The sequence below is a fragment of the Streptomyces siamensis genome (assembly GCF_039543605.1).
Lineage (GTDB): Bacteria > Actinomycetota > Actinomycetes > Streptomycetales > Streptomycetaceae > Streptomyces > Streptomyces siamensis.
In genome coordinates this window covers 13,071-38,325 of the sequence record NZ_BAABKB010000032.1, presented here as the reverse complement: position 1 = coordinate 38,325, position 25,255 = coordinate 13,071, and the positions used below count along the sequence as shown (strand labels likewise).

General features: G+C 72.1%; 23 protein-coding genes, 3 tRNA genes and 1 pseudogene. 10 read left to right on the top strand and 17 right to left on the bottom strand.

Annotation, left to right across the window (positions count from 1 at the left end; all coding sequences use genetic code 11):
- Positions 1 to 14: 14 nt before the first annotated feature.
- The 4 genes from ABEB03_RS33810 to ABEB03_RS33795 form a co-directional block, all read right to left on the bottom strand.
- On the bottom strand, positions 15 to 1,262 hold the full coding sequence (locus tag ABEB03_RS33810) for a ketosynthase chain-length factor (protein WP_345656658.1): 1,248 nt from the start codon (positions 1,260 to 1,262) through the stop codon (positions 15 to 17).
- Positions 1,259 to 2,536: a beta-ketoacyl-[acyl-carrier-protein] synthase family protein gene (locus tag ABEB03_RS33805; RefSeq protein WP_345656656.1), complete on the bottom strand. Its 1,278-nt coding sequence runs from the start codon at positions 2,534 to 2,536 to the stop codon at positions 1,259 to 1,261. Before ABEB03_RS33805 ends, ABEB03_RS33810 begins: the two co-directional genes overlap by 4 nt.
- Positions 2,533 to 3,015, bottom strand: coding sequence for a cupin domain-containing protein (locus ABEB03_RS33800; RefSeq protein WP_345656655.1), 483 nt, complete (start codon positions 3,013 to 3,015; stop codon positions 2,533 to 2,535). Before ABEB03_RS33800 ends, ABEB03_RS33805 begins: the two co-directional genes overlap by 4 nt.
- A gap of 67 nt (positions 3,016 to 3,082) precedes the next feature.
- Entirely contained in the window at positions 3,083 to 4,207 is a 1,125-nt protein-coding gene (locus ABEB03_RS33795; RefSeq protein WP_345656653.1) for a SchA/CurD-like domain-containing protein, read from the bottom strand.
- Positions 4,208 to 4,443: 236 nt separating this feature from the next.
- Between ABEB03_RS33795 and ABEB03_RS33790 the strand changes: the two genes are divergently transcribed.
- A complete protein-coding gene (locus ABEB03_RS33790; protein WP_345656652.1) occupies positions 4,444 to 6,387 on the top strand; it encodes an FAD-dependent oxidoreductase in 1,944 nt (647 codons plus the stop codon).
- 121 nt (positions 6,388 to 6,508) lie between these two features.
- Here the strand turns inward: ABEB03_RS33790 and ABEB03_RS33785 are convergent, their stop codons facing one another.
- The 3 genes from ABEB03_RS33785 to ABEB03_RS33775 form a co-directional block, all read right to left on the bottom strand.
- A complete protein-coding gene (locus ABEB03_RS33785) occupies positions 6,509 to 8,323 on the bottom strand; it encodes an ABC transporter ATP-binding protein (RefSeq protein ID WP_345656650.1) in 1,815 nt (604 codons plus the stop codon).
- 442 nt (positions 8,324 to 8,765) lie between these two features.
- Positions 8,766 to 8,839 (bottom strand) — tRNA-Pro (locus ABEB03_RS33780).
- 131 nt (positions 8,840 to 8,970) lie between these two features.
- Positions 8,971 to 9,894, bottom strand: coding sequence for a LysR family transcriptional regulator (locus ABEB03_RS33775; protein WP_345656844.1), 924 nt, complete (start codon positions 9,892 to 9,894; stop codon positions 8,971 to 8,973).
- Positions 9,895 to 9,965: 71 nt separating this feature from the next.
- Here ABEB03_RS33775 and ABEB03_RS33770 point away from each other — a divergent pair, with 71 nt between their 5' ends.
- Positions 9,966 to 10,853, top strand: coding sequence for an SDR family NAD(P)-dependent oxidoreductase (locus ABEB03_RS33770; RefSeq protein ID WP_345656649.1), 888 nt, complete (start codon positions 9,966 to 9,968; stop codon positions 10,851 to 10,853).
- 75 nt (positions 10,854 to 10,928) lie between these two features.
- On the opposite strand, the gene ABEB03_RS33765 is transcribed toward ABEB03_RS33770, so the two are convergent.
- The 4 genes from ABEB03_RS33765 to ABEB03_RS33750 form a co-directional block, all read right to left on the bottom strand.
- The gene (locus ABEB03_RS33765; protein WP_345656648.1) at positions 10,929 to 11,696 is read right to left on the bottom strand and encodes an NPP1 family protein; all 768 of its coding nucleotides are present in this window, start codon (positions 11,694 to 11,696) and stop codon (positions 10,929 to 10,931) included.
- Positions 11,697 to 11,934: 238 nt separating this feature from the next.
- Entirely contained in the window at positions 11,935 to 13,353 is a 1,419-nt protein-coding gene (locus ABEB03_RS33760) for a hypothetical protein (protein ID WP_345656647.1), read from the bottom strand.
- A gap of 279 nt (positions 13,354 to 13,632) precedes the next feature.
- Complete coding sequence (locus ABEB03_RS33755; RefSeq protein WP_345656646.1) at positions 13,633 to 14,718, bottom strand: maleylacetate reductase; 1,086 nt, start codon at positions 14,716 to 14,718, stop codon at positions 13,633 to 13,635.
- Positions 14,715 to 14,948, bottom strand: coding sequence for a hypothetical protein (locus ABEB03_RS33750; protein WP_345656645.1), 234 nt, complete (start codon positions 14,946 to 14,948; stop codon positions 14,715 to 14,717). The genes ABEB03_RS33755 and ABEB03_RS33750 overlap by 4 nt, the downstream gene beginning before the upstream one ends.
- Before the next feature lie 313 nt (positions 14,949 to 15,261).
- On the opposite strand from ABEB03_RS33750, the gene ABEB03_RS33745 reads away from it, so the two are divergent.
- The gene (locus tag ABEB03_RS33745; RefSeq protein WP_095937919.1) at positions 15,262 to 15,798 is read left to right on the top strand and encodes an NUDIX hydrolase family protein; all 537 of its coding nucleotides are present in this window, start codon (positions 15,262 to 15,264) and stop codon (positions 15,796 to 15,798) included.
- A 64-nt stretch (positions 15,799 to 15,862) separates the two neighbouring features.
- On the opposite strand, the gene ABEB03_RS33740 is transcribed toward ABEB03_RS33745, so the two are convergent.
- A tRNA-Pro gene (locus tag ABEB03_RS33740) sits at positions 15,863 to 15,939 on the bottom strand.
- Between the two features lie 100 nt (positions 15,940 to 16,039).
- On the opposite strand from ABEB03_RS33740, the gene ABEB03_RS33735 reads away from it, so the two are divergent.
- The 3 genes from ABEB03_RS33735 (at position 16,040) to ABEB03_RS33725 (ending at position 18,282) form a co-directional block, all read left to right on the top strand.
- Positions 16,040 to 16,564 carry a DUF309 domain-containing protein gene (locus ABEB03_RS33735; RefSeq protein ID WP_345656644.1) on the top strand — a complete coding sequence of 175 codons (525 nt, stop codon included), beginning with the start codon at positions 16,040 to 16,042 and terminating at the stop codon, positions 16,562 to 16,564.
- Positions 16,565 to 16,642: 78 nt separating this feature from the next.
- Positions 16,643 to 17,413, top strand: coding sequence for a precorrin-6A synthase (deacetylating) (gene cobF / locus ABEB03_RS33730; RefSeq protein ID WP_345656643.1), 771 nt, complete (start codon positions 16,643 to 16,645; stop codon positions 17,411 to 17,413).
- Between the two features lie 80 nt (positions 17,414 to 17,493).
- Positions 17,494 to 18,282 (top strand): HAD-IIA family hydrolase, encoded by a 789-nt coding sequence (locus ABEB03_RS33725; protein ID WP_345656642.1) that lies wholly within the window; start codon positions 17,494 to 17,496, stop codon positions 18,280 to 18,282.
- Here the strand turns inward: ABEB03_RS33725 and ABEB03_RS33720 are convergent.
- The 3 genes and pseudogenes from ABEB03_RS33720 to ABEB03_RS33710 form a co-directional block, all read right to left on the bottom strand.
- On the bottom strand, positions 18,271 to 19,044 hold the full coding sequence (locus ABEB03_RS33720) for a sulfite exporter TauE/SafE family protein (RefSeq protein ID WP_345656641.1): 774 nt from the start codon (positions 19,042 to 19,044) through the stop codon (positions 18,271 to 18,273). The two genes, ABEB03_RS33725 and ABEB03_RS33720, sit on opposite strands and share 12 nt — an antisense overlap.
- 75 nt (positions 19,045 to 19,119) lie before the next feature.
- A pseudogene (locus ABEB03_RS33715) lies at positions 19,120 to 19,368 on the bottom strand (AMP-binding enzyme); the annotation flags it as partial.
- Positions 19,369 to 19,422: 54 nt separating this feature from the next.
- The gene (locus ABEB03_RS33710; RefSeq protein ID WP_345656640.1) at positions 19,423 to 20,610 is read right to left on the bottom strand and encodes a thiolase family protein; all 1,188 of its coding nucleotides are present in this window, start codon (positions 20,608 to 20,610) and stop codon (positions 19,423 to 19,425) included.
- 309 nt (positions 20,611 to 20,919) lie between these two features.
- On the opposite strand from ABEB03_RS33710, the gene ABEB03_RS33705 reads away from it, so the two are divergent.
- Positions 20,920 to 21,732 carry an SAM-dependent methyltransferase gene (locus ABEB03_RS33705; protein WP_345656638.1) on the top strand — a complete coding sequence of 271 codons (813 nt, stop codon included), beginning with the start codon at positions 20,920 to 20,922 and terminating at the stop codon, positions 21,730 to 21,732.
- A 136-nt stretch (positions 21,733 to 21,868) separates the two neighbouring features.
- Here ABEB03_RS33705 and ABEB03_RS33700 read toward each other — a convergent pair whose 3' ends face one another.
- On the bottom strand, positions 21,869 to 22,438 hold the full coding sequence (locus ABEB03_RS33700; protein WP_345656637.1) for a MarR family winged helix-turn-helix transcriptional regulator: 570 nt from the start codon (positions 22,436 to 22,438) through the stop codon (positions 21,869 to 21,871).
- A 197-nt stretch (positions 22,439 to 22,635) separates the two neighbouring features.
- Here ABEB03_RS33700 and ABEB03_RS33695 point away from each other — a divergent pair, with 197 nt between their 5' ends.
- On the top strand, positions 22,636 to 23,184 hold the full coding sequence (locus ABEB03_RS33695; protein ID WP_345656635.1) for a YceI family protein: 549 nt from the start codon (positions 22,636 to 22,638) through the stop codon (positions 23,182 to 23,184).
- Positions 23,185 to 23,340: 156 nt separating this feature from the next.
- On the opposite strand, the gene ABEB03_RS33690 is transcribed toward ABEB03_RS33695, so the two are convergent.
- Positions 23,341 to 23,414: transfer RNA gene (locus ABEB03_RS33690), tRNA-Pro, on the bottom strand.
- Positions 23,415 to 23,565: 151 nt separating this feature from the next.
- Here ABEB03_RS33690 and ABEB03_RS33685 point away from each other — a divergent pair.
- Together ABEB03_RS33685 and ABEB03_RS33680 are read left to right on the top strand one after the other, a co-directional pair.
- Positions 23,566 to 24,267, top strand: a complete 702-nt coding sequence (locus ABEB03_RS33685; protein ID WP_345656634.1) for a transketolase — start codon at positions 23,566 to 23,568, stop codon at positions 24,265 to 24,267.
- A gap of 23 nt (positions 24,268 to 24,290) precedes the next feature.
- Positions 24,291 to 25,202 (top strand): transketolase family protein, encoded by a 912-nt coding sequence (locus ABEB03_RS33680; RefSeq protein ID WP_345656633.1) that lies wholly within the window; start codon positions 24,291 to 24,293, stop codon positions 25,200 to 25,202.
- Positions 25,203 to 25,255: the final 53 nt, after the last annotated feature.

Here is a 25,255-nt window from a genome sequence, read left to right as displayed (position 1 = left end):
CTTCCCGCCCGGTCCTACCGGGCAATGTCGCCGCCGCGGCGCACGACCAGCGCCGCGTTGGAGCCCATGAGTCCCCGGGAGAGGACCAGGGCCGTGTGCAGCTCGGCGGGGCGAGCCTTGGAGGTCACCAGGTCGAGGTCGTGGCAGATGTCGAACACGTTCGGAGTGGGCGGTACCTGACCGTGTTCCATGGCGAGCACCGCCGCCGCCGTGTCCAGGACGGGTGCCGCGCAGTAGCTGCGCCCGATCCCGGTCTTGGGTGCGGTGACGGGCACGCGGGTACCGTGCGCGCCCAGCGCGTCGGCGATGGCCAGCGCCTCGGCACGGTCCGCCTCGGGTACGCCGAAGGCGTCGGCGAAGACGACGTCGATCTCCTCCGGCGCGCAGCCCGCTTCGTCGAGGGCGACCCGGATGGCCTGCGCGAGTCCTTCACGGGACTTGTCCCAGCGGGAGGCTCCGGTGAAGGTGGCGCCGTGTCCCGCCACGGTGGCCCGGACGGGCGTGCCCCGCTCGCGGGCGTGCTCCTCGTCCTCCACGACGAGGATGGCGCCGCCCTCCGCGGGTACGAAACCGCAGGCACCCGAGGTGAAGGGCCGGTAGGCCCGCTCGGGGTCCTCCACGGTGCTGAGCTCGGGGTAGCCGAGCTGGCAGACCATCGAGTAGGGGGCGAGGGGCGCCTCCGCGGCTCCGACGACCACCGCGTCCGTGCCGCGCCTCACCACGCGGGTCGCGAGCGCGATGGAGTCCAGGCCGCCGGCCTCGTCGCTGGCGACCACACCGCAGGGACCCTTGAAGCCGCTGCGGATGGAGATCTGGCCGGTGCTCGCGGCGTAGAACCAGGCGATGGACTGGTACGGGCCGACGAAGCGGGAGCCCTGTCCCCACAGCTTCTGGAGTTCCCGCTGACCGAACTCGCCGCCGCCGGACCCGGCCGCGGTGACCACGCCGATCGAGTAGGGCTCCGCGGCGTCTCCGTTTCCGAGCCCGGCGTCCTCGAGGGCGAGGGCGGCCGCGGCCATCGCGAAGTGGCTGAACCGGTCGGTCTGGACGAGGAACCGCTCCTCGATGAGGGCCGCGGCGTCGAAGGTCCGGACCTCGCCCGCGACGCGGAGCGGAAGGTGCCCGCATCCCTCGCGGGTGATCCGGTCGAGTACGCCGAGGCCTTCCCTGACGGACTTCCAGTAGGCGTCGGCGCTCAGGCCGTTGGGCGCGATCACACCGATGCCGGTGATGGCCGCACCCCGGGGGCGCTCAGTGCTCATCTTGTCCTCCCGCTCCTCCCGCCCGGCCCGGTCAGGAGCACCGCGGACTGGAAGCCGCCGAATCCGCTGCCCACGGAGAGCACGTTGTTCAGCTTCCGCGGACGTGCGTTGCGCGGCACGTAGTCCAGATCGCACTCGGGGTCGGGGGTCTCGTAGTTCGCCGTCGGCGGCACCACCTGGTTCTTCAGTGCCAGGACGCAGGCGACCACCTCGATTGCGCCGATCGCGCCGAGCGAATGCCCCACCATGGATTTGATGGAGCTCATGGGCGTGTCGTAGGCGTGGGCACCCAGGGACCGCTTGACCGCCGCGGTCTCGTGCCGGTCGTTCTGCCGGGTGCCGGAGCCGTGCGCGTTGACGTAGTCGATCAGGGTGGGGTCGAGACGGGCCTGGTCGAGCGTGGTGTCGATCGCCCGGGCCATCTCCAGTCCCTCGCTGGTCAGACCGGTCATGTGGTAGGCGTTGCCGTAGGTGGCGTAGCCGCTTATCTCGCAGTAGATGTGCGCGCCGCGGGCACGGGCGTGCTCGTACTCCTCCAGGACGAGGACGGCGCCGCCCTCACCCATGACGAAGCCGTTGCGGTGCGCGTCGAAGGGCCGGGAGGCGTGCTCCGGGTCGTCGTTGTTGGGCGACGTCGCCTTGATGGCGTCGAAGCAGGCCATGGTGATCGGGGATATCGGGGAGTCGGACGCGCCGGCTATGCAGACGTCCGCCCGGCCCTCCTCGATGGTGTGGAAGCCGTAGCCGACCGCGTCGAGCCCGGACGTGCATCCGGTGGAGACGGTCTGGACGGGCCCCTGGGCACCGAACTGCTCGGCCACGACGGAGGCGAGCGTGCTGGGCGAGAACGCCTTGTGCAGCTGCGGCTCTGCCGTGCGGTGGTCCACGTCCCACCGTCGGCCCCGCTCGCTGACCAGGACGTAGTCGTGTTCCAGGCGGGTGGTGCCGCCGACGGCGCTGCCCAGTGAGACGCCTACGCGCCAGGGGTTCTCCTGGCCGGTGTCGAGTCCGGAGTCGCGTACGGCTTCCCGGGCGGCGACCACGGCGAACTGTATGTACCGGTCGGCGTGGTCGCGCAGGTCGGGGTCGAAGCCCTGCTCGAGCGGGTCGAAGTCGCATTCGGCGGCTATGCGCGAGCGCAGCCCCGCCGGATCGAACAGCGTGATGCCGCGGGTCGCGGTGCGGCCGTTGGCAAGGAGGTCCCAGAACGCCGTCGCTCCGGTGCCGCCCGGAGCGACCACACCGATACCGGTGACGGCCACCCGCCGGGTCACTTTATGGCCCCACTTCGCTCGGACGGCCGTCCGTTGTCTGGCGCGGACCGGTCCGCTCCGGCGGTGGCCATCGCGCGGCCGGACACGGCGTCGTCGGTCTCTTCCGTGTCGACGTGGCCGAGGCTCGGACGGGGAGCGAGCGGGCCCAGGTGGAAGACCATGCGGGCTTCGGTGTCGCCGACGTTGCGGAAGCGGTGCCGCATGTTGATCGGGATCAGGAGGCCCTGCTCGGGCTGCAGCGCGAACGCCTCGTCGTCCAGGTCCACCTCCAGCTTGCCGTTGACCACGTACACGAACTCCTCGGAGTACGGGTGGTAGTGCTCGCCGATGCGCTCACCGGGCTGGATGATGGCCAGCCCCATGAAGCCGCTGGTGGAGCCGGCGGTGGCGGGCGTGAGCATCGCCCGGATGTCGCCGCCGCGCCTGGTGTTGGGCTCTGTCTCGCTCAGGTCCACGATGCGTGGATGCTTCTTGATCATGGTTCTTCCCTCCGGTGTTGCAGTGACGGACGGGTGGGGCGGCCCCGGTACGGGGCCGCCTTGTCCGTCAGGAGTCGGCCGAGCTGCGGTCGGTGATGGGCAGCATGTCGGCGTGCGACAGGAGGCGGTTGATGTTGCGCTCCGTCTCCAGGGAGCCCTCGACGCCGATGGCCGCACCGTCGAGGAGTCGCTCCAGCTCCGCCGCCTTCTTCCGGCCCTTGAGGCCGAGGGAGGCGACGGGGTCGGCGTCGAGGTCGCCCACGACGTCGATCAGACGGACGACGATGTCGTCCCGCTGGAACACGGTGCTGCCGTACACGGGGCTCTTGGGGTCGTCCGCCGCCGCCTCGTCCTGATGGGCGAGGAGCCGGGCCAGGTCCATCCCGCAGCCCCGCTTGGCCGGGTAGAACAGCGCGTGGCGCCGCAGATCGGCCGGGGCCGGCCCGCCGGACACCACGTGGTGCACCGCCGGGAGCGCCGCCCGGGTGAAGAAGACCCGCGCCGAGTCGTCGTCGGTCAGGTCCCGCTCCTGCTCCAGGTACGGGTTGATGGCCTCCTCGACCGCCCGCACCTCCGGCTGCCGCGCCACGTGACGCAGGGCCACGAGCAGGTCGCCCTCGACCTCGACGGCACGCACGACACGGTTGCCGTGCATGAACAGAGAGGTACGGCGCAACCGGGTGGTGTCGTCGACCCGTGCCTCGGGGGACTGGTATCCGGCGAGGATCTCGGCGACCTTCGACTCCGAACCGGGCTTCACGGTGAAAGTGAGGGCGTGGCGTGCCACACCGTCACCCACGCGGGCCTCCACCTGCATGTCCGACCTGCCCGGCGTCGCCTCGTGCGGCTGGCTCGGGCTGGTCTCCCGCAGAATGCTGTAGCGCATCGAACGGGTGTCCCGAACGCAGTTGTGCATCGGCCGCACGGTCTCGACGTGCTCCTCGCTGTTCACCCAGGCGAGGAAGGGCGGGGCGCTCTCCCACTCACTGGTGATGAGCCACTGCGAGGGGTTCTCGATCGACTGGCAGAGCTGGTCGCTGATGTGGCCGGGGACCGAAGCGACCTGGTTGCGCATGTGCTCGTACGCGTCCAGGAATTGCTGCTGGGCACCTTCGTACAGGTCCAGCAGCAGGATCACCCGAAGCCTGGAGCCGTCGAACGCCGACTGCGATATGCGTCCCGAAGTGGTCATCCGGCACACCTCTTCTCTTCTTTCACGATTGGTCAGGAACGACCGCCGTCCCCGAAAGGTCCGGGGTCGCCATGAGCCGATCGTTAGTGGGAGTCCCGAAGTGCGCGAGCCCCACGGTGCGGACGAGTGAACCGCGTGTCATCCGGGTGCCCCGACCGCACGAACGGGCCCGCACAGGGCATGGAACCTGCATCCCCATCCCTGACTCGTGTCGCAGGTGACACTGGAGGCGATCAATGAACCGATTGGAAGAGGCCGGCGAGGTCGGTCACCACACGCCCGTCCTCATCGTCGGCGGATCCCTTGTGGGGCTGTCCACCTCGTTGTTCCTGGGGCGTCTGGGTGTGCCGCACACACTTGTCGAGCGCCATTCGGGCACGTCGATCCATCCCCGCGGACGCGGCAACAACGTGCGCACGATGGAGCTGTTCCGGGTGGCCGGGGTGCAGCGGCGCATCGAGGAGGCCGCGTCGATCCTGGCGGAGAACCACGGCATCATGCAGACGCCGACCCTGGTGGGCGATGCCGGTGAGTGGCTGTTCAAGCAGATCGACCCGGGTGGCGGGCTCGCCCGCTTCAGCCCCGCGGCGTGGTGCCTGTGCAGCCAGAACGACCTCGAGCCGGTGTTGCTGCGCAGTGCCGAGGAGCTGGGCGGAGACCTGCGCTACTCCACGGAGTTGATCTCGTTCGAGCAGGACTCGGACGGGGTCACCGCGCGGGTGAAGAGCCGCGAGACGGGCGAGCACACGACCATCCGCGCGGACTATCTCGTCGCCGCGGACGGTCCGCGCAGCCCCATCCGGGAGAGTCTGGGTATCGGGCACACCGGCCCGGGTGACCTGTTCCACAACGTGAGCGTCACCTTCACCTCGCGCCGCCTCGCGGACTTCGTCGGCGACCGGCGCTTCATCGTGTGCTACCTGACCAGCGAGAACGCCGACGGTGCCCTGCTTCCGGTCGACAACAAGGAGCACTGGGTCTTCCACGCCCCCTGGCACCCCGAACACGGCGAGACGCTGGAGGAGTTCACCGACGAGCGGTGCGCGGAGCACATCAGGCGGGCCGTGGGCGTACCGGACCTCGATGTGGAGATCACCGGCAGGGCCGCCTGGCACGCGGCCGAGCGGGTCGCCGAACGGTACGGCGAGGGGCGGGTGTTCCTCGCGGGCGACTCGGCCCACGAGATGTCCCCGACCGGCGCCTTCGGCTCGAACACCGGTATCCAGGACGCCCACAACCTGGCCTGGAAGCTGGCCGCGGTACTGGGCGGCTGGGCCGGTCCCGAGCTGCTCACGTCCTACGACGCCGAACGCCGTCCGGTCGCGCAGGCGACGAGCGCGCGGGCCTCGTCCCGTTCGGTCGAGCACAGCCACCCCGGCTACACGCCCGAGCCCGGAGTCGGCGGCCCCGCGGGTCCGGCTGGTCCCGGTGCGCCCTCCGGCCAGGGCGGGCCCGGCGGACCCGGCGGACCCGGCGCGGCTGCCGGCCGTGGTCCGGGAAGACCGGGCGGACCCGGCGGACCGGGTGCGGCTGCCGGCCGTGGTCCGGGCGGACCCGGCGGACCCGGCGGACCGGGTGCGGCTGCCGGCCGTGGTCCGGGTGGACCCGGCGGACCCGGTGGACCCGGTGGACCCGGTGGACCAGGTGCGGCTGCCGGCCGTGGTCCGGGTGGACCCGGCGGACCCGGCGGACCCGGCGGACCCGGTGGCGGCATCCTCAACGTGGCGCTGGCCTACCGGTACCCCCGGGGCGCGGTCCTCGGTGCCGACCCGGCGCTGCCGATCGTGCCCGAGGGCATGCGTCTGAACGGCGAGCCCGGCAGCCGCGCGCCCCACATGTGGCTCGACAGCTCCGGTGCGAGGGTCTCCACCCTCGACCTGTACGAGCGGACGCCGGTGCTGCTGAGCGCGGCGGGCGGCGCCTGCGACTGGCACGCCGCGGCGAAGGAGGTCGCACGACGGATGTCCGTGCCGCTCGAGTCGTACCGGGTCGGCGCGGGCCCCGACGCGGAGCTGATCCCGGAGGGCGACGCCGACTGGGCCGCGGTCCACGGCGTCACCGCGGACGGCGCGGTGCTGGTCCGTCCGGACGGATTCGTCGCCTGGCGCTCGGAAGGAGCCGTGGCGGACCCCGCGACGGCGCTGCGTGAGGTTCTCGCGGCGGTCCTGGACCGCCGCTGACCCTCACTCACGCCCCGCGGCGTGACCAGGAACGGGAGGCCGTGCCGGAGCAGTCCGGCACGGCCTCCCGTGTGTGTCCCCGCTTTTGCGGCCTTGCTCGTGCGGCCTCCGCCTCCCACGGTCAGCGCAGGTCGGCGCGGGCCGGGCTGTCGTCGAGGAAGCCGCCCGACTGGTGCTGCCACAGCTTCGCGTAGGCGCCCTCAGAGGCGAGCAGCTCCTGGTGGGTGCCCTGCTCCACGATCCGGCCCCGGTCCAGGACGACGAGCCGGTCCATCGCGGCGACCGTGCTCAGCCGGTGCGCCACCACGAGCGTGGTCCGCCCCTCCATGAGCCGCCACAGCGCCTCCTGCACGAGGATCTCGCTCTCCGAGTCCAGTGCGCTGGTCGCCTCGTCGAGCAGCAGGATCGGGGCGTCGCGCAGGATCGCCCGGGCGAGGGCGACGCGCTGGCGCTGCCCCCCGGACAGCTTGACGCCGCGCTCTCCCACCATCGTGTCGAAGCCGTCCGGCAACGCGTCGGCGAACTCCGTCACGTGGGCCGCCTCGGCCGCGCGGCGCATCTCGGCGTCGGTGGCGTCGGGACGGGCGAACACGATGTTGTCCCGCAGCGTGCGGTGGAACATCGCCGGGTCCTGCGGCACGTAGGCGATCATGCTCCGCAGGTCGGCCTGGCGCAGCCTGCTGATGTCCTGACCACCGATCAGGATCCGTCCGCCGTCGATGTCGGTCATCCGCAGCAGCAGCCGGGTGAGCGTGGTCTTCCCGCCGCCGGAGCGGCCGACGAGGCCGATCTTCGCCCCGCTGTGCACGGCCAGATCGAGGTCCGCGAAGAGCGGCTCCGCGCCCGCGTGGGCGAACGTCACCCTCTCGAAGCGGACGTCCGAGTCCCGGGACGTCAGCGGTTCCGGCGTCGCCGGGTCGAGCACGGTGGGCGGTGTCAGCAGCAGCGCGGTGAACTGCGCGGCCTCCGTCATCGAGCTCTCCAGGCGGCGGTAGATCTGGTTGAACTCGAACATGATCCGCGTCGCGTTCGTGTAGTACGTGAAGGCGACGACGACGGTCTCCACGCCCTGTCCGCTGCCGCTGAGCGTGACCGCGAGCAGCAGGCCCAGCGCGTTGGTCAGCACGGACATCGGCGCGACGAACGTGTCGATGCGCAGGTTGCCGTAGTCCCACGACCGCAGGGTGAGCCGCCGTGACGTCGCGACGCGGGAGCGGTGCTCGGCGGCCTCGCGCTCCTCGGCGGCGAAGGCGCGGACCGTGTCCATGTTCATCAGGCTGTCGGCGACATGGCCGGACACCCGGGCGATCGCCTCCTCGCGCTGGTCGACGAGGGCCTGCCGGCGGCGGATGAGGGGCGCCGCGCACAGCGCCGTCAGCGCGATCATCAGCAGGAGGCCGACGACGAGCAGCGGTTCGTAGCGCCAGAGCACGACCGACCCGAACAGCAGCGGCACGAACCTGCCCACCACCTGGAAGGTCATCGTGTCGACGAACTCCTCGAAGCGGGAGGCGAAGCTCAGGACCCGCTTGGTCAGCGCTCCGGCGAAGTTGTCGTGGAAGAACGCGGCGTCCTTGGCGAACAGCTCGTCCATGCCGATCACGTAGAGCCGCTCGACGCCGTGGGCGGCGAGGCGGTTCAGGCAGTGCAGTCCGATGCGCCAGAACGTCTCGGCGAGCAGCAGCACTCCGGCGAAGCCGAGGACGTAGGGCAGTGTGGAGCCGAAGCCGGTGTCGGCGTCGTCGGCGATCCGGCCGACGAGCTTCGCGACGACCAGCGGCGCCACGTAGTTGATGCCGATGTTGCCGAGTGCCGGCAGCAGCATGGCGGGAAGCGTCAGCCGCCGGAGCCGGGCCAACTCCCGTCCGTAGTAGCGCAGGGCGAGGAGCACCGAGCCCCTGCCCGGGGAGACCTCGCGCGATTCAGGCGATCCCATCCCAACCCTGTGTCGTCGTGTGGCAGCCCGCCACGGGAGCTCCCGCGGAGCTGCGGGCGCTTCGATGGCCGTGCGGAACTGCGGTCCGGGTGAGCGCCCCTGCCCGGGGCGCCCTCCGACCGGCGGGGCACGTCGACGGACCCCCACACGGCTCCCGGGGGCGGCGATGTGCGCGTACTGGCAGGTCGGACGTCGCATTTTCCCGCGAGGGCACCTGGCCGGGCCAAGCGTTTTTCTCGGCCATCGGCACCTCGTGCTCCGATGCGCCCACGGGTGGACGGGGGCGGGTTCGCGGGTGTCCGGTGTGTCCGGCCGTCAGCAGTGCGCCGGACGGGGCGATCGCGGCGGGCACGGGCGGTGCGGCGGCGTGCTCGGCACCAGGCCGGATGACGACGTGCGAAGGGCCCCCGCGGACTTCCGCCCGCGAAGGCCCTTCATGCTGTCGGGACGACAGGATTTGAACCTGCGACCCCTTGACCCCCAGTCAAGTGCGCTACCAAGCTGCGCCACGTCCCGATGCGTCCCACCCGGGCTGCCCCGGGTGATCGTGCAGGTAAACCCTACCGCACGTGCGTGGATGGCCGTGCACACGTCGTGACGGCCGCCTCCGCCGGTGCGGGGCGCGGGGCCGTGCGGGCGGCGGGCTCTCAGTTCCCGCCGTGCAGGTCGGCGGCAGCGGCCCGCAGTGCGTCGGCCAGGCGTGCCGCCGGTTCCGGCAGGGGGCGCGGGAGGCGGGCCAGGACGAGTCGGCGCCGCTCCTCGGGACCGCCGTGCACCGTCACGATCCGTACGCCGGGCGGGGCGGCCGGAGCCAGTGCGGCGGGCACGGTGGTCAGGCCGCAGCCGGCCGCGACGAGATGCAGCTTGGCCAGCCAGTCACGGGCGGTGTGCGCGATCTCGGGACGTTCGTCCAGGCCCGGCCAGACGCCCATGAGTTTCTCCTCACCGGCGGACGGGCCGGCGATCCAGCGCTGTCCGCGCAGGTCGGCGACGTCGACGTGGTCGCTCGCGGCGAGCGGATGGCTGACGGGCACCGCGAGCCGCAGACTGCGTTCGCCGAGCGTCCGCAGGACCAGCGGGGGCGTCTCCGTGTCGAACGGACGAAACGGCGGTGCGGAGGCGAGCAGTGCCAGGTCCAGGGTGCCGGCCCGCAGCGCGCGGACCAGGACGGGCGTGGCGCCCTCCCGGGTGGTGACCGTGATCGCCGGGTGGCTGCGGCGCAGCGCCGCGACGGCACGGGGCAGCAGGACGGCACCGGCGCTGGCGAACCAGCCGAGCCGGACCGTCCCGGCCTGGGCGGGCAGTCCGGCGAGTTCCCGTGCCGTCGCGTCGATCTCGTCGAGCACGGTGACGGCGCGGCGCAGTACGACGTGTCCCGCCGCGGTCAGCCGCACGCCGTCCCTGCGCCGTTCCAACAGAGGTGACCGGGCGGCCCGTTCGAGTGAGGCGATCTGCCGCGAGACGGCGGACTGGGTGTAGCCGAGGGCTCCCGCCGCCGCGGTGAGCGTGCCCCGCTCGGCCACTTCGCGGAAGACACGGAGCGCGACCAGGGAGACGTCACTGAAGTCCATGACGTTCACGCATACCAGACCTGAGAAGCTTTCGTTGGACGCATGGTCGATGCGTTCCTAGCGTGGACGACATGACAGATCCACGCATCGCGCTGGTCACCGGCGCCAATCAGGGGCTCGGACGCGCCCTCGTCGAAGGTCTCGCCGCCCGTCTGGGGCCCGACGACCTCGTTCTGCTCACCGGTCGGAACGAGCGTCGGGTCACGGACGCGGTCTCATGTGTCGGGCAGGCGGACGCCACCAGGAGCCGGGTGGAGGGCCGGGTGCTCGACGTCACCGACGCGGAGGCCGTCCGGCGGCTGGCCACCGAACTCGCCGGCCGGTACGCGGGGGTGGACATCGTGGTGTCCAACGCGAGCGCGCCGCTCACCCCCGACCGGTCGCAGGCCGAGCAGGCCGACGAGTTCATCGACGTCGCGAACGGGGGCGCGCACGCGGTCCTGCGCTCCTTCGGCCCCGTACTGCGTCCCGGTGGACGGCTGGTCGTCGTCGCCAGTTCCCTGGGCACGCTCGGCCATCTCGATCCCCGGCTGCGCCACTTGTTCGACGGTGTGTCGCTGGACGAGGTCGAGGCAGCCGTCGCGTCCTGGCGGGCCGCCGTCCACGACGGCAGTTCGGAGCAGCTGGGCTGGCCCCGCTGGATCAACGTGCCGTCGAAGGTGGCGCAGGTCGCCGCGGTACGGGCGGTGGCGGCGGAGCGGCGGGACGCCGACCTGGCGCACGGCACTCTGATCGCGGCGGTGTGCCCGGGACTGGTGGACACGGCGCTCTCGCGGCCGTGGTTCGCCGACTTCAGCCAGGCGCAGTCCCCCGCCCAGGCCGCGGTCGCGGTTCTGGACCTGCTGCTCGCCGAGAAGGCCGACCCGTCGGCGTACGGCGAACTCGTGCGGTTCGGGGAGGTGCTTCCCTGGCGTGCGGGAAGCCCTCCGCTCCAGCAGGAGGGGCTCCTGCGCCGGTGACCGGGGCGCGGCGCCCGGTGGCCAGGGGCCGGTGGCGGGGGCGCCCGGACAGACCCCCGCCACCGGCCCCGGCGGTCAGGCGTTGGGATCGAAGGGGATGCCGGCCGGCTTGGCCTTCTCCAGGTGGGAGGTGAAGTTGCCGTCCTTGAGGCCGAAGTGGGCGCTGCCGAAGTCGTAGGAGCTCAGCTTGTCGCGCAGCCCGGCGGGGTAGCCGTTCCAGCCGACCAGAGTGGGGAACTGCCAGGTGTGTTTGTGGTTCTCCGGCGGTTCGTCGTTGGAGTTGGCGGGCCGGAAGCAGTGGGTGCCGATGCCGTCCTTGTGGTAGACGACCTTGGGGTGCGTGCCGTCCCAGCGGATCTGGTCACGGCCGTAGACGTTGAAGTCGCCGTGGGCGGAGGTGGACACGTACTTGGCCTCGTTGTCCTGGACCCACACCACGACGTGCTCCCAGTCGTTGCGGTGTCCGCCGAGGCCGCTGCCGGCGACGGCCTGGTCCTTCTCGAAGTAGAGGCCGTAGATGATGGCGCACCAGCCGTTGTTGCACTTCTCGCGGGAGTAGCCGTTGGTGTTGTCGAGGTCCCAGGAGTCGTGGCACTGGCCGTTGAGGGCGCCGGACGGCTTGAGCCCGCCGTTGATGGTGCCGTCGGGGCCGATGGCGGGGGTCGGGTAGCAGCCGTCGGTGTCGTAGTCGTAGGCCGGCTGGAACGTCTGCTCCAGTCCGTCCGCGTTCGCGGGCAAGGACTTCGGGGGGTCGGCGAGTGCGCTGCCGGGGACGGCGACGACCAGCGCGACGGCGCTGCCGAGGATGAACGAGGCCTTGCGGATCCGCGAGCTTCTCTTCACTGCGTCCTCCTGATGGACCGCGGCGTGGGGGCAGGCAGGCCAGGCGGTCGTGTTGGCATGCCCAGATCAGCTTTCCAGGACGCATGCGGAAAACGCCAGCGTCAGGAGGTGTCACAGCGATGAAGGGAGGGCCAATTGACAAATGGGGCCGACCGGTTGACCGCGCGACGGCACCCGGGGATCGCCCGGTCCGGCGACTGTCGCGCCGGACCGGGGACGTCCGTGACGACCGTTGCGGCTACGCCCTGCCCTCGGCGAGCGTCCACTCCCGATGCAACGCGCCCAGGGGGATGCTGCGTTGGAGGACCGGGGTACCGAAGACACCCAACTGCACGCGCAGCGTGCCGGTCAGATCGACGCCACCGTGGACGGACCACGATCCGCGGGACCCGGCCTTCGCGCCGGCGCCCGCCGAACCCCCGGACAGTTCGGAGGAGTTGACCCCGACTGCACCCGCGGCCTCGGCGCGGAGGTACGGCGCCAGGTCCGCGGTGACGCCCACCGTGCCGTACAGGCCGACCGTGGCCTCCGCCCCGAGGGACGCCTTGACGCGGCCCGCCGCCGTGACGGAGGTGCGCACCGGACTGCTCGTCATGTGCGACTCGTCGACCGGAGTCCATCCCTCGGCCGTGCCGAAGGTGCCACCCGCCTTGAAGTCGCCCTTGAGGGCCTGCTCGACGTCCACGGTGACTCTGCCGTCGGCGGCGATCTGGAAGTAGCAGGTCAGGTCGAGGTTCACCACGACGGGGATCGGCCCGACCTGGAGCACGGGGTCGGCGTGCAGCTTGGCGAACGGCACCCGGACCGGGTCGGCGGACGCGGCGGCGCGCCCCTTGAGCGCCCACTTCGAGGTCCAGTCCCCCGAGACGCCGAGGTACGCGGCGCCGGGACCGGAGCCGGCCGCCCCGCCGCCGTAGGAGAAGTCGACCTCCGGCGCGACCTGGACGAAGCCGGACACGGATGCCGACGCCTCGGCGGGCGCGCCCGCCGCCGTGCCGAGCCGGGCCCCGACGTCGATGCGCAGGCTGCCGAGCGGGACCTTGGCACCCTGCGGACCCGCGTGCACGTTCCCGGTCTTCGCCCACGAGACCTTGACGTCGGGCAGCAGCCGGTCGACATCGAAGGACGCGGGGTCGACGGGCACGGAACCCTCGGCGTCGTCGTCGCCGAGGAGGGCGTCCAGGGTGGTCGGCGCCGTCTGGACCTCGGTGCCGTCGCCGCTCTCGGCGATCACCCTGGTGACCTTGGCGAGGAGTCCGTCCGGGGCTCCCGGCACGGGGGCACTGGCGATGACGTCGCCGACGGCGGCGCGGTGCGGACGCTCCGGGCTCCCGCCGGTCGGGGACGGCGAGGAGGTGACCTTGCCGGAACCTCCCTTGTCCGGAGCGGATATGACCGCCCGTCGGGTGCGGCTGTCGTAGGACCTCACCTTCATCGAGGTCTTGCGGGCCTTGCCGCCGGCCACACCCGCCCGCGCGACGGCCGTCGAGGTGGCCGCGGGCTCGGGGGCGGCCACCACGGCCGCCGGACGGTCGGTGCCCGCGGCCGCGGGACCGGAGGTTTCGCTGTCCCGGGAGTGTCCGGGTGCCGGGGAGGCCGCGGGCTCCGAGGAGCAACCGGCGGCGAGGAAGAGGGCGGATGCGGCGAGTGCGGGCATGACGGCACGCAAGGGCCGCTTGCGGATACGCAAGTTCAGTCCTGAGGGGGGTGAGTGGGGGGTGACAGTGGATTACCAGCGGGTAACCAGTGGTGAGCCTGTCATGAACCCGTGAAGCACTGCTTCACCTTCGGCCCGTTCAGGGGGTGATGTGCGCCACGTCCCCGACGACGTACGACCGAACGGCCCCTTTCGCACCAACCACACGCACGCTTCCGGTAATTGACGATCCATCAGGCGGAGTGGTCGGCGACCTCCCGGGCAGGCTTCGCCGCGCCCTCAGCGCGGCGTCTCGCTCCGCGGGTCCCAGCCCTCGTAGGCCGCCGTCAGCAGCCCCAGCACGCCGTTCGCGGTCACCTCACGGGGGTTGGGGTACGTCTGGGCGGCGGTCTGCGCGGCCGCCACCGTCAAGTCGGCTTCTTTCAGGCCGAGTTCCGCGAGGGATTGCGGAGCGCCCAGCGTTCCGGCCAGTTCACGCAGGGCGCGGGGCACGTCGTCGGTCCCCAAGGCGCGGGACAGCGCCGCGAGCGCGCCGGGTGCCGCGGACGCGTTGTAGGCGAGCACGTACGGGAGGACCACCGTGTGGGTCGCGGCGTGCGGCAGGTCGAAGGTGCCGCCGAGCACATGGCACAGCTTGTGGTGCAGTCCCATCGTGGTGGCGCCCAGGCACGCGCCGCACAGCCAGGCTCCGTACAGCGCGCGGCTGCGGGCGTCGAGGTCGCCGGGCGCCGCGGCCACCCGGGGCAGCGCTCCGGCCATCGCCCGTACGCCTTCCTCGGCCATGAGGGAGACGAGGGGCGAGGCGTCGGGTGCGTAGAGCGCCTCCGCGGCGTGGGCCAGCGCGTTGATGCCGCTGGTGACGGAGAGCGGGACGGGCAGCCCGAGGGTGAGTTCTGGGTCGTAGACGACGCTGCGGGGCAGCACGGCGAGGTCGCGGCCGGTGCGTTTGGCGCCGTGCTCGGTGAGTCCCCAGACGGAGGTCATCTCGGATCCTGCATAGGTGGACGGTACGGCGACCAGCGGGAGACCGGTGCGCAGGGCGATCGCCTTGCCCAGGCCGATCGCCGAGCCGCCGCCCACCGCGACGCACCCGTCGGCGCCCAGCTCGCGTGCCACCTCGACGGCCCGGTCGGCGACCTCCACCGGCACGTGCATGCGCGCCTCGGCGTGCACCCCCACGCAGGCGCCGCCCAGTGCGTCCGCGACCGCCCGCGCCGTCGTCTCGCCCCGGCTGCCGCAGACCACCAGCACCCGGTGCAGTCCGAGCCGCGCGACCTCACCCGGCGTCGCGGTCACCGAGGCGCCGGGCCGGAAGACGACACGCGCGGGCCTGGTCTCGTACGAGAAGTCGAGGGGGGTGCTCATCGCGGCTCCAGTACCAGGTCGAAGCAGGCGTGCCGGACGGGGCCGGCCACCCCGACCCCCTGCGCCGGGACACCGGCGCGTTCCCACTGTCCCGTCGTCGGGTCCGTCTCGCGGGCGAAGTCGTGGAGGTGCCGGGTGAGCGCGCCCGGGACCTCGCGCGGTCGCGGATCGGCCGTACGGTCGAGGCTCGTGACGACTGCGCGGGTGATGTCGGTGGTGAATGGCGTCATACCGCTCCCCTGGTCCGGCAGGCCATCCTGCCAGGCATGTGCCGCGGGCACGAGACCGTCCGTGCTCGCGGTTCGCGGCCGGGAGGCCGTCCTCGCGTGCGGCGCGGGGCGCCCGGAGCGGTCGTGGGCGTGATGCGGCCGGAGCACGGCGCGGTCGCGGTGCGGCCGGAGCACGGCGCCGTCGTGGGCACGACGCGACAGGGGCACTTCCCGAAGCCGGTGACGTCCGGCGGATCACGATGACATGCTGTTCCGAGCGGCACACGTGACGCGGAACACACGAAGCAGGGCACCCTGAAAGTATGATCAACCAATGTCTGACATGACCGAAACCACGCCCGGCTGGCTGGCTCCCGACGAGCTGGAACTGGCCCGCGCCCGCATGCCGATCCTGTACGTCGAAGCGGTACCGGTGCGCGTCGACGACAGCGGCGAAGTCACCCACATCGGGCTCCTGCTCCGCATCGGTCCGGACGGGACGGTCAGCCGCACCCTCGTCTCCGGTCGGGTGCTGCACCACGAGCGGGTCCGCGACGCCCTGCTGCGCCACCTGGAGAAGGACCTCGGACCGGTGGCGCTCCCCCGGGTCCCGGCCTCCCTCCAGCCCTTCACGGTCGCCGAGTACTTCCCGACACTGGGGGTCACTCCGTTCCACGACCCGCGCCAGCACGCCGTGTCGCTCGCCTACATCGTCCCGGTGACCGGCGACTGCCGCCCCCGGCAGGACGCCCTGGACCTGGTCTGGTTCAGTCCCGAGGAGGCGTCGTCGCCGCTGGTCATCGACGAGATGCCGGGCGGGCACGGGGTTCTGCTCAGGCAGGCCCTCGCCCACGTCGGCCGGCTGTCCTGAAGGAGGCAACGGAAAAGGCCGTCTTCCCATCGCTGAGAAAACGGCCTCCGACCGGCTTCAATGCTGGTCGGGACGACAGGATTTGAACCTGCGACCCCTTGACCCCCAGTCAAGTGCGCTACCAAGCTGCGCCACGTCCCGGTGCCTTCACCCACGGTGACCCGCGTGATCGTGCGAACAGAACTTTACCCCACACCGGGGGCTGCTCCGAAGGGGGCGCGGAACGCGCGACAATCGGGACATGAGCGCAGCATCCGAGGCCCGGCAGGACGACGGGCGCGACCGGGACATGGAGGGCCGCGCGCGCAGCGCCCGGCCGCGCGACGGCCTCGGACGGCCGCTGCCGTACGGCGCGCACGGGGTGGAACGGCAGCCGGAGGGCGTCGTGCGCACCCCCGAGGAGACCGTCGCCGAGGCGCAGGCGCTGCTGGACGCGGGCAAACCCTTCCACGCGCACGAGGTCTTCGAGGACGCCTGGAAGTCCGGCCCCGAGGACGAGCGCGCGCTGTGGCGCGGTCTGGCCCAGCTCGCGGTGGGGCTCACGCACGCGGCCCGCGGGAACGTCACGGGCGGCGCCCGGCTGCTGCGGCGCGGCGCCGGGGGCACCGCGGAGTGGTCTGCCCTGACCGGCCGGGAGCGGCCGTACGGAATGGACCTCGGGGAACTGGGCGCCTGGGCACGTGGCGTGGCCGCCGCGGTGGAACGCGAGGGCACGGCGATCGACGCGCGGGAATCGGCTCCGCGGCTGGCCGGGCCGGGCTCCTGACACCCGCGCCGGACCGGTGTCCGGGCCGATCCCAGGTGCGGTGCGTCCACGGTCGGTGGCGTGCGGCAGACTCTGGGTGTGCGAAAGATTCATGTCATCGGGATCGGGGCGGGCGACCCCGATCAGCTCACGTTGCAGGCGGTCAAGTCGCTGAGGAGCACGGACGTGTTCTTCATCCTGGACAAGGGCGAGGTGAAGTCGGACCTCGTCCGACTGCGCCGTGACATCCTCGACACGCACATACCGGACAGGGCGTACCGACTGGTCGAGGCCCGCGACCCGGACCGCGACCGGTCCGCGGGAGGCACGGCGTACTCCCCCGCCGTCGGCGACTGGCGCAGTGCCCGCGCCGCCATCTACGAGCGGCTGATCGCCGAGGAGCTCGGCGAGGACGAGAGCGGCGCCTTCCTGGTGTGGGGAGATCCCGCGCTGTACGACAGCACCATCGGCATCCTGGAGGAGATCCTGGAGCGCGGCTCGGTGGCGTTCACGTACGACGTCGTGCCCGGTGTCAGCAGCGTCTCCGCACTGGTGGCACGGCACCGTACGGGGCTGAACCGCGTCGCCCGGCCGGTGCAGATCACCACGGGCCGCCGCCTCGCCGAGGGTTTCCCCGACGGTGTGGACGACGTGGTCGTCATGCTCGACGCCCACCAGACCTTCCGGCAGTACGCCGACCAGGACATCGACATCTACTGGGGCGCCTACATCGGCACGCCCGACGAGATCCTCGCGTCCGGTCCCCTCGCCGAGACGGCTCCGCGCATCGAGCGGCTGCGCGCCGAGGCCCGGGAGCGCAAGGGGTGGATCATGGACACCTACCTGCTGCGCCGGAATCCGCGGGACTAGCGGGCGCGACGGCGGCACCCGCGGGAGGGCGGCCGGATCGCCGGGCGGCCGACGGGCCGGGCCGTCGGTATCGTCCAGACATGGAGTCGGTACGCGCGGTCCTCGTCGACATCGACGGTGTCCTCACGATGTCGTGGCGGCCGCTGCCCGGCGCGGTCGGGGCCCTGCGCCGGATCCGCGACGCAGGTCTCCCCGTGGCGCTGGTGACGAACACGACCTCACGCACGCGGGCGTCGATCGCCCGGACGCTGTCGGACGCGGGATTCGCGGTGGCCGCCGAGGACATCCTGACCGCGCCCGCGGTGACGGCCGCACACCTCGCGGAGCATTTCCCGGGCGCGCGCTGCACCCTGCTCAACAGCGGCGACGTCCGTGAGGACCTGGCCGGTGTCACCCTGGTCGACGATCCCGACGTGGTTCCCGACGTCGTCGTGCTCGGCGGGGCCGGTCCCGAGTTCGACTACGCGTCCTTGAACCGTGCCTTCGGGGACCTTCAGCGCGGCGCCCGGCTGGTCGCCATGCACCGCAATCTGTACTGGCGGACCGACGAGGGTCTCCAGCTCGACTCGGGGGCCTTCGTGACGGGGCTGGAGGCCGCCGCCCGCACCGAGGCCGTGATCACGGGAAAGCCGTCCGCCGCGTTCTTCGGGGCGGCGCTCGCGCATCTCGAAGTGAGCGCGCGGGAGGCGTTGATGGTCGGGGACGACATCGAGTCGGACGTCCTCGCGGCGCAACGGGCCGGGGTGACCGGGGTGCTGGTGAGGACCGGCAAGTACCTTCCCGAGACGCATCGGTCCGCGAGCGGCGAACCCGACCACGTCATCGACTCGTTCGCCGGTCTTCCGGAGCTTCTCGGGCTACCGCAGTAGGAGTTGCACGCCGCCCACGACGGTCGCCGCGATGACGAGCTGCTCGAACAGGCGCTGGTTGATCCTGTTCACGGCCCACTTGCCGAGGAACGCACCCGGGACGACGAAGATCACGAGGGCCGCGTCCAGCAGCAGCGAGCGGCCGTCGATCAGACCGAGTCCGGCGCTGAAGGGCACCTTCGAGACGTTCACGATCAGGAAGAAGAAGGCGGACGTGCCGAGGAAGCCGAGCTTGCGGAAGCCCGCCGACAGCAGGTACAGCGACATCACCGGGCCGCCCGCGTTGGCGACCATCGTGGTGAAACCGCCGAGGACTCCGTAGGAGCGGGCCTTGATGCGACCGGCCCGGCTCGTGACGGCGTCCGGTTCGTCCTCGGTGCCGGCCCGGCGCCGCCGCCACATCGTGACGCCGGCCATCAGCAGCAGGATCGCGCCGATCGAGGTCCGTACGACCGCGTCGTCCGCCCACACCAGGAACAGCGTGCCGACGACCACTCCTGCCGCGACCGCCGGGAACAGCCTCCACAGCGTGGGCCAGTGGGCATGGCGCCGGTAGGTGAGGACCGCGAGGACGTCCCCGGCGATCAGGATCGGGAGCAGCACGCCGGTGGAGGCGCGGGCGGGCAGGACGGCCGCGAAGACGGCGAGGCTGACCGTGTTGGCGCCGCTCACCGCGGTTTTCGAGAAGCCGACGAGCAGGGCCGCGAAGGCGAGCGCGGCGAACTCCCAGCCGGATATGTGCCAGAGCGTCATCGTGTTCATGCGGGAACCGATGCTATGCCCACCTATCCGGCCGCCGTAAGGAGCGTCTCGACAGGTGGCACCTGCGCCGGCGACTCAGCCGGTGTACCGGGCCCGCAGCTCCCGCTCGATCGCCTTCATGCCCGGACCGAGCGGCAGCGCGTCGGTGAACTCCACGCGGCGCGGGTGCGTGTGACGGCCCAGGTGTTCCCTCGACCACGTGATGACGCCGTCGCCGTCGGCGGCCGTACCGGTCACGGGGACGGCGACCGCGCACACCTCCTCGCCGTGCAGCTCGTCGGGCGGTCCGATCACCGCGACCTGGGCGACGCCGGGGTGCCGCATCGCCGGTTTCGGACCGGTCACGCGGCTCCGCCCGGCGGAGCCGCGTACGGGGCTTCAGCCGCGCTCGACCAGGACCGCGCTGCCCTGCCCGACCCCCACGCACATGGTGGCCAGGCCGCGCGCGGCGCCGGTGCGGCGCATGCGGTGCAGCAGGGTGGTGAGAATGCGGGCGCCGGAGCAGCCCAGCGGGTGGCCGAGGGCGATGGCCCCGCCGGTCGGGTTGACGAGTTCCGGGTCGATCCCGAGCCGGTCCACGCAGGCGAGGGCCTGGGCCGCGAAGGCCTCGTTGAACTCGGCCTCCTGGAGGTCGCCGATGCCCCAGCCGACGCGTCCCAGCGCCTTCTGCGTGGCGGGGACGGGACCGATGCCCATGACGTCGGGGTGGACACCGGCCGACGCTCCGGCGACGTAGCGTCCGAGGGACTCCAGCCCCAGGTCGTTCAGGGCGTCCTCGCTGACGAGCAGCAGGCCGGCCGCGCCGTCGTTCATCGGGGAGGCGTTGCCCGCGGTGACCGTGCCGCCTTCGCGGAACACCGGCCTGAGCCGGGCGAGCTTGTCGAGCGAGGTGTCCTCGCGTACGCATTCGTCGGTGTCGACGACGACGCCGTCGGGGCGTTCGACGGGGAGCAGTTCGGCGTCGAAGTACCCGTTCTTGCGGGCGTCCGCGGCGCGCTGATGGCTGCGCAGCGCGAACGCGTCCTGGCGCTCGCGCGAGACTCCGTACCGCTCGGCGACCTCCTCGGCCGTCTCCCCCATCGACAGGAGACCGTGCAGGTCCTTCATCGCGGGGTTGACGAGGCGCCAGCCGAGCCGGGTGTCGACCGTCTCGATGCGATGGGGAAGGGCCTCGTCCGGGCGGGGCAGGACGAAGGGCGCCCGGCTCATCGACTCGGAGCCGCCCGCGAGCACGATGTCCGCCTCACCGGAGGCGATGGCGCGGGCCGCGGTCGTGACGGCCTCCAGGCCGGAGGCGCACAGCCGGTTGACGGTGGCGCCGGGTACGGACTCGGGCAGGCCCGCCAGGAGCGCGGCCATGCGGGCGACGTTGCGGTTGTCCTCGCCCGCCTGGTTGGCGGCGCCCCAGTAGACGTCGTCGATGCGGGCCGGGTCGAGCGTGGGCAGTCCGGCGACCAGCCCGCGCACGACGGTCGCGGCGAGGTCGTCGGGCCGCACGGAGGACAGGGCTCCGCGCAGCTTTCCGATGGGGGTGCGGCGGGCGGCCGCGAAGTGGACGGGACGCACGACAGGACTCCTGAGGGACGGCGGATCACGCGATCACGGTGTGACGCGGGCGCGGATCACGGGATCGCCGGTCCCGCGGGCGCGGGATCTCCGGATCACGGGGACCGGCGAAAGGGACGGAAGCAATTAATTAGCACTGCTAGTTTTCGACTATAGACCCACGCCCGGCCGTCTGGGAAGATCCCGCTCCCCCGACCCCGGAACGTCACCCGGACCCCTGCCGCCCCGCCGGGATGGCACACTGCTCGCACGTACTGCCGAACACCCCCAGGCAGGGCGAACAGGCAGACCCAGCAAAGGAGTTGCCGCATGACGGGGCCCGAGTCCACCGTGGACCGGATCGACACCGGCAGGCCGCATCCGGCACGGGTGTACGACTGGTATCTCGGAGGCAAGGACAACTACCCGGTCGACGAGGAGCTCGGCCGGCACATCATGTCGCTCGATCCGGGCGCCGAACGGGCCGCCCGAAGCAACCGCTGGTTCATGCAGCGGGCCACCCGCCATGTCGTCGGCGCGGCGGGGATCCGGCAGTTCCTCGACATCGGCACCGGCATTCCCACGGAGCCCAACCTCCACCAGATCGCGCAGCGCACCACCGCGGACGCGCGGGTGGTGTACGTCGACAACGACCCGATCGTCCTCGCCCACGCCGGGGCGCTGCTGCGCGGGACCCCGCAGGGCGTGACGGAGTACATCCAGGCCGACGTGCGCGAGCCGGAGAAGATACTCGCCGAGGCGGGGCGCGTCCTGGACCTCGACCGGCCCGTAGCCCTGTCCCTGATCGCCCTGATGCACTTCATCACCGACGAGAGCGGGGCGTACGAGCTGGTGGAGACCCTGGTCGAGGCGCTGGCGCCGGGCAGCTGCCTGGCCCTGTCGGCGATGACCGCCGACTTCGAGCCCGAGAACGTACGGCGCGGAATCGAGACGTATGCGAAGGGCGGGATGACCCTCGTCGGCCGCTCCCACGCCGAGGTCGGCCGTTTCTTCGAGGGGCTCGACCTGGTCGAACCGGGCGTCGTGTCCGTGAAGGACTGGCATCCCGAGCTCGCGGAGGACGAGACCTCCATCGGCGACGCACCGGTCTCCCTGTACGGCGGGGTCGGCTTCAAGGCCTGACGGGCACCCGTCCGGCCGGCCGGCCCTGGCACCGGTCCGGTCGGCCGCCGCCGGCACCGGTCCGGTCGGCCGCCCGCCGACGGCGGGCGGCCGACGACCGCGCGGCGGGGAGCAGCGGGCGGCCCGGGCACCGCCGTCAGCAGGACTCCGTCGACTCCTCGCAGGGCGCGTCCACGATGCCCAGCGTGACGAAGGCGCGGGCGAAGGAGGCGAAGCCCTCCTCCCCCAGGGGTTCCACGACACGACGGCGCACCGCGTCGGCGAACACCTTCGCCGCGGTCGTGGCCGTCTCCCGGCCGAGCGGCGTCAGCACGGCATACGTCACCCTGCGGTCCGAACGGGACGGGCGGCGCTCGACGAGACCGGCGTCGGCCAGCCGGTCGACCACTCCGGTCGTCCCCGCGGTGGAGAAGCCGAGCGTCTGGGACAGCAGCCGCATCGGAGCGGCCCGGTCCGGCGAGGCGACCAGGAAGCAGAGCACTTCGAGGGACGAGGGCGGCAGCCCCACCTCGCGCTGGGCCTCGGCGATCAGTTCGTCCGTGAGCTCGCGGAACCCCGTCGCCAGGCCGTTCCACCGCTGCAGCAGGTCGGTCTCCTCGGCGCTCGGACACTGGTCCGCCGCGCCGGGACACCCGGCCCGCTCCACTGACTGCTGGGACTCCCCCATGCGCTGGCTCCCGTAGTCCGATCCCGAGTCCTCACCCACTTGCCGAGAATACCCCGCCCATCTATTATCTCGCGAGCTACCTAATAGCTGGCGTAGTAGTAGCTGGCGATGTATTCATCATTCAACCGATCGACATCGCACCCGGCCGCGGCCACCGGGCCGAGCCCCTCCCGCCCCCTATCACCGACTCCGGCGCCGCCAGGGCACCGGACCGCTCACGAAAGGCACGGACGACCATGTCCCACACCACCCCCTCCTCCCGGCCCGGCGCACTCCCGGACGTCTCGGCGGGTCACTGGACCCTCGACCCGGCAGGCACCACCGTCGGGTTCCAGCACCGCACGTTCTGGGGCCTGTTGAACGTCAAGGGGGTGTTCACCGAGGTCGCCGGCGACGGCGAGGTCCTCGCCGGGGGCGGCGCGCACGGCAGCGTGACCATCGGCGCCGCGTCCCTGGACACCAGGAACGCCAAGCGCGACAAGCACCTGCGCTCCGCGGACTTCTTCGACGTGGAGACGCACTCCTCGCTCGTCTTCACCGCCACGGAGGTCACGCCGTCCGGCGACGCGGCCGTCCACGTCACCGGCGACCTGACCGTGGTGGGCGTGACCCGCGCGCTGTCCTTCACCGCCAAGGCGTCCGAGATCTCCGCCGACGCGGTCACGCTCACCGCCGAACTCCCGCTGGACCGCGGGGACTTCGGCATGTCCTGGAACCAGGCCGGCATGCTCAGGCCGTTGACCCGCGTCACGATCGCCGCGCGCTTCACCCGCCGCGCCGACTGACCGGAGCAGTCCGTCCGTGCCACGAGTTCGGCCGGGGCCCCGGCCGGCTCACGCACTCAACCGTCACCGCCACCGCCACCGCGTCACCGTCAGCGGTCGCGGGGGAAACGCAAAAAGGGCCCCGCGGGCTCTTGCCCGCGAAGACCCTTCGCACCGTCGGGACGACAGGATTTGAACCTGCGACCCCTTGACCCCCAGTCAAGTGCGCTACCAAGCTGCGCCACGTCCCGGTGCCCGTCTGACCTGGGGTTTCCCTGGGCCGAACGTGCACGGAAACAATACCGCACTCGCGCCTGTGGTCGCGCACCCGTTTATGTGGGTCCAGGCCCGGGACGAGTGCGGGTTGACCTGAAGTTTGGTTGAGGTTGCACGATCGTCGGCATGACGATCACAGCGACGCAGCGGTACGCGTACACGGACCTGCCCCGCCTGATGGGGCTGATGACCGGCGACGAGAAGCACGGACCTGCGGCGACGTCGACCATGGACGCCCTGTGGGTGCTGTACGACCGGGTGCTGCGGGTCGCGCCCGACCGTGTGAACGATCCGGAGCGGGACCGGTTCCTGCTCTCCAAGGGACACGGACCCATGGCGTACTACGCCGTGCTCGCGGCCAAGGGGTTCGTGCCCGAGTCGTGGCTGCCCGGATTCGGCTCCTACGCGTCGCCGCTGGGCCACCACCCCGACCGTGTCCTCGTACCGGGCGCCGAGATCGGCAGCGGGTCCCTCGGTCACGGACTGCCGATCGGAGTCGGAACGGCTCTGGGGCTGCGCGCACAGGGACTGGACGAACCCCGCGTATGGGTGCTGATCGGCGACGCGGAACTGGACGAGGGAAGCAATCACGAGGCGATCGCCTTCGCCGGTCCGGCCGGTCTGGAACGGCTCCACACCGTGGTCGTCGACAACTCGTCCGCCAGTCACGCCCGCCCCGGCGGCATCGCGGCCCGGTTCGAGGCGGCCGGCTGGTCCGCCGCGACGGTGGACGGCCGCGACCACGAAGCCCTGTACGCCGCCTTCACGGCCCCCCATCCGGGACGTCCGCGCGTGGTCGTCGCCCAGGTCGAACCGAAGTCGGCCTGAGCCGACGGAAGGACACACATCCCATGGACACCATGCGTGACCGTTTCGCCCCTGTCGTCTCCCGGCTGCTCGACGAGGACCCCCGTGTCGCGGTCGTCCTGGCCGAGATCGGCAAGGACGGCTTCGCGGAGGCCCGGAGCAGGCATCCCGACCGGGTCGTCAACGTGGGCATTCGCGAGCAGTTGCTGATCGGCGCGGGCGCGGGCCTCGCGCTGACCGGGCTGCGTCCCGTGCTGCACACCTTCGCCAGCTTCCTCGTGGAACGGCCCTTCGAGCAGGTCAAACTGGACCTCGGGCACCAGGACGCGGGCGCGGTGCTCGTCAGTGCCGCCGCGTCCTTCGACTGGCCGGCGGGCGGCTTCACCCACATGTCGCCCGGCGACGTGACCCTCCTCGACACGCTGGACGGCTGGACGGTGCACGTCCCGGGTCATCCCGACGAGGCCGAGACGCTGCTGCGCCACGCGGTGGCGGCCGGGGACGACAAGGTGTACGTTCGCCTGTCCGCGCAGTCGAACGCGCAGGGGCTGCCTGTCGACGGAGCGCGCTTCCTCACCGTGCGCGAGGGGCACGCGGGCGTGGTCGTCGCGGTCGGTCCGATGCTCGACGCCGCGCTGGCCGCCACGGAGGGGCTCGACGTGACCGTGTTGTACGCGACCACCGTCCGGCCCTTCGACGCGGCGGCGCTGCGCCGGGCCACACAGACCGCGGGCACCGATGTGGTCCTCGTCGAGCCGTATCTGGCGGGCACGTCCACGAAGGAGGTGGCCGACGCGCTCGCCGACGTGCCGCACCGGGTCCTGGGCCTCGGTGTGGGCCGCCGTGAGCTGCGCCGGTACGGGACGGTCGAGGAGCATGTCGCCGCCCACGGTCTGGACCCGGCGTCCCTTCGGGAGCGGATCGGCGCCTTCCTGGGCGCCCGGGTCCACGGATGACCGGACGCCCGGCGGCCCGGGGCGACGGGTGAGCGGCGCGCCGGCCGCCGGTG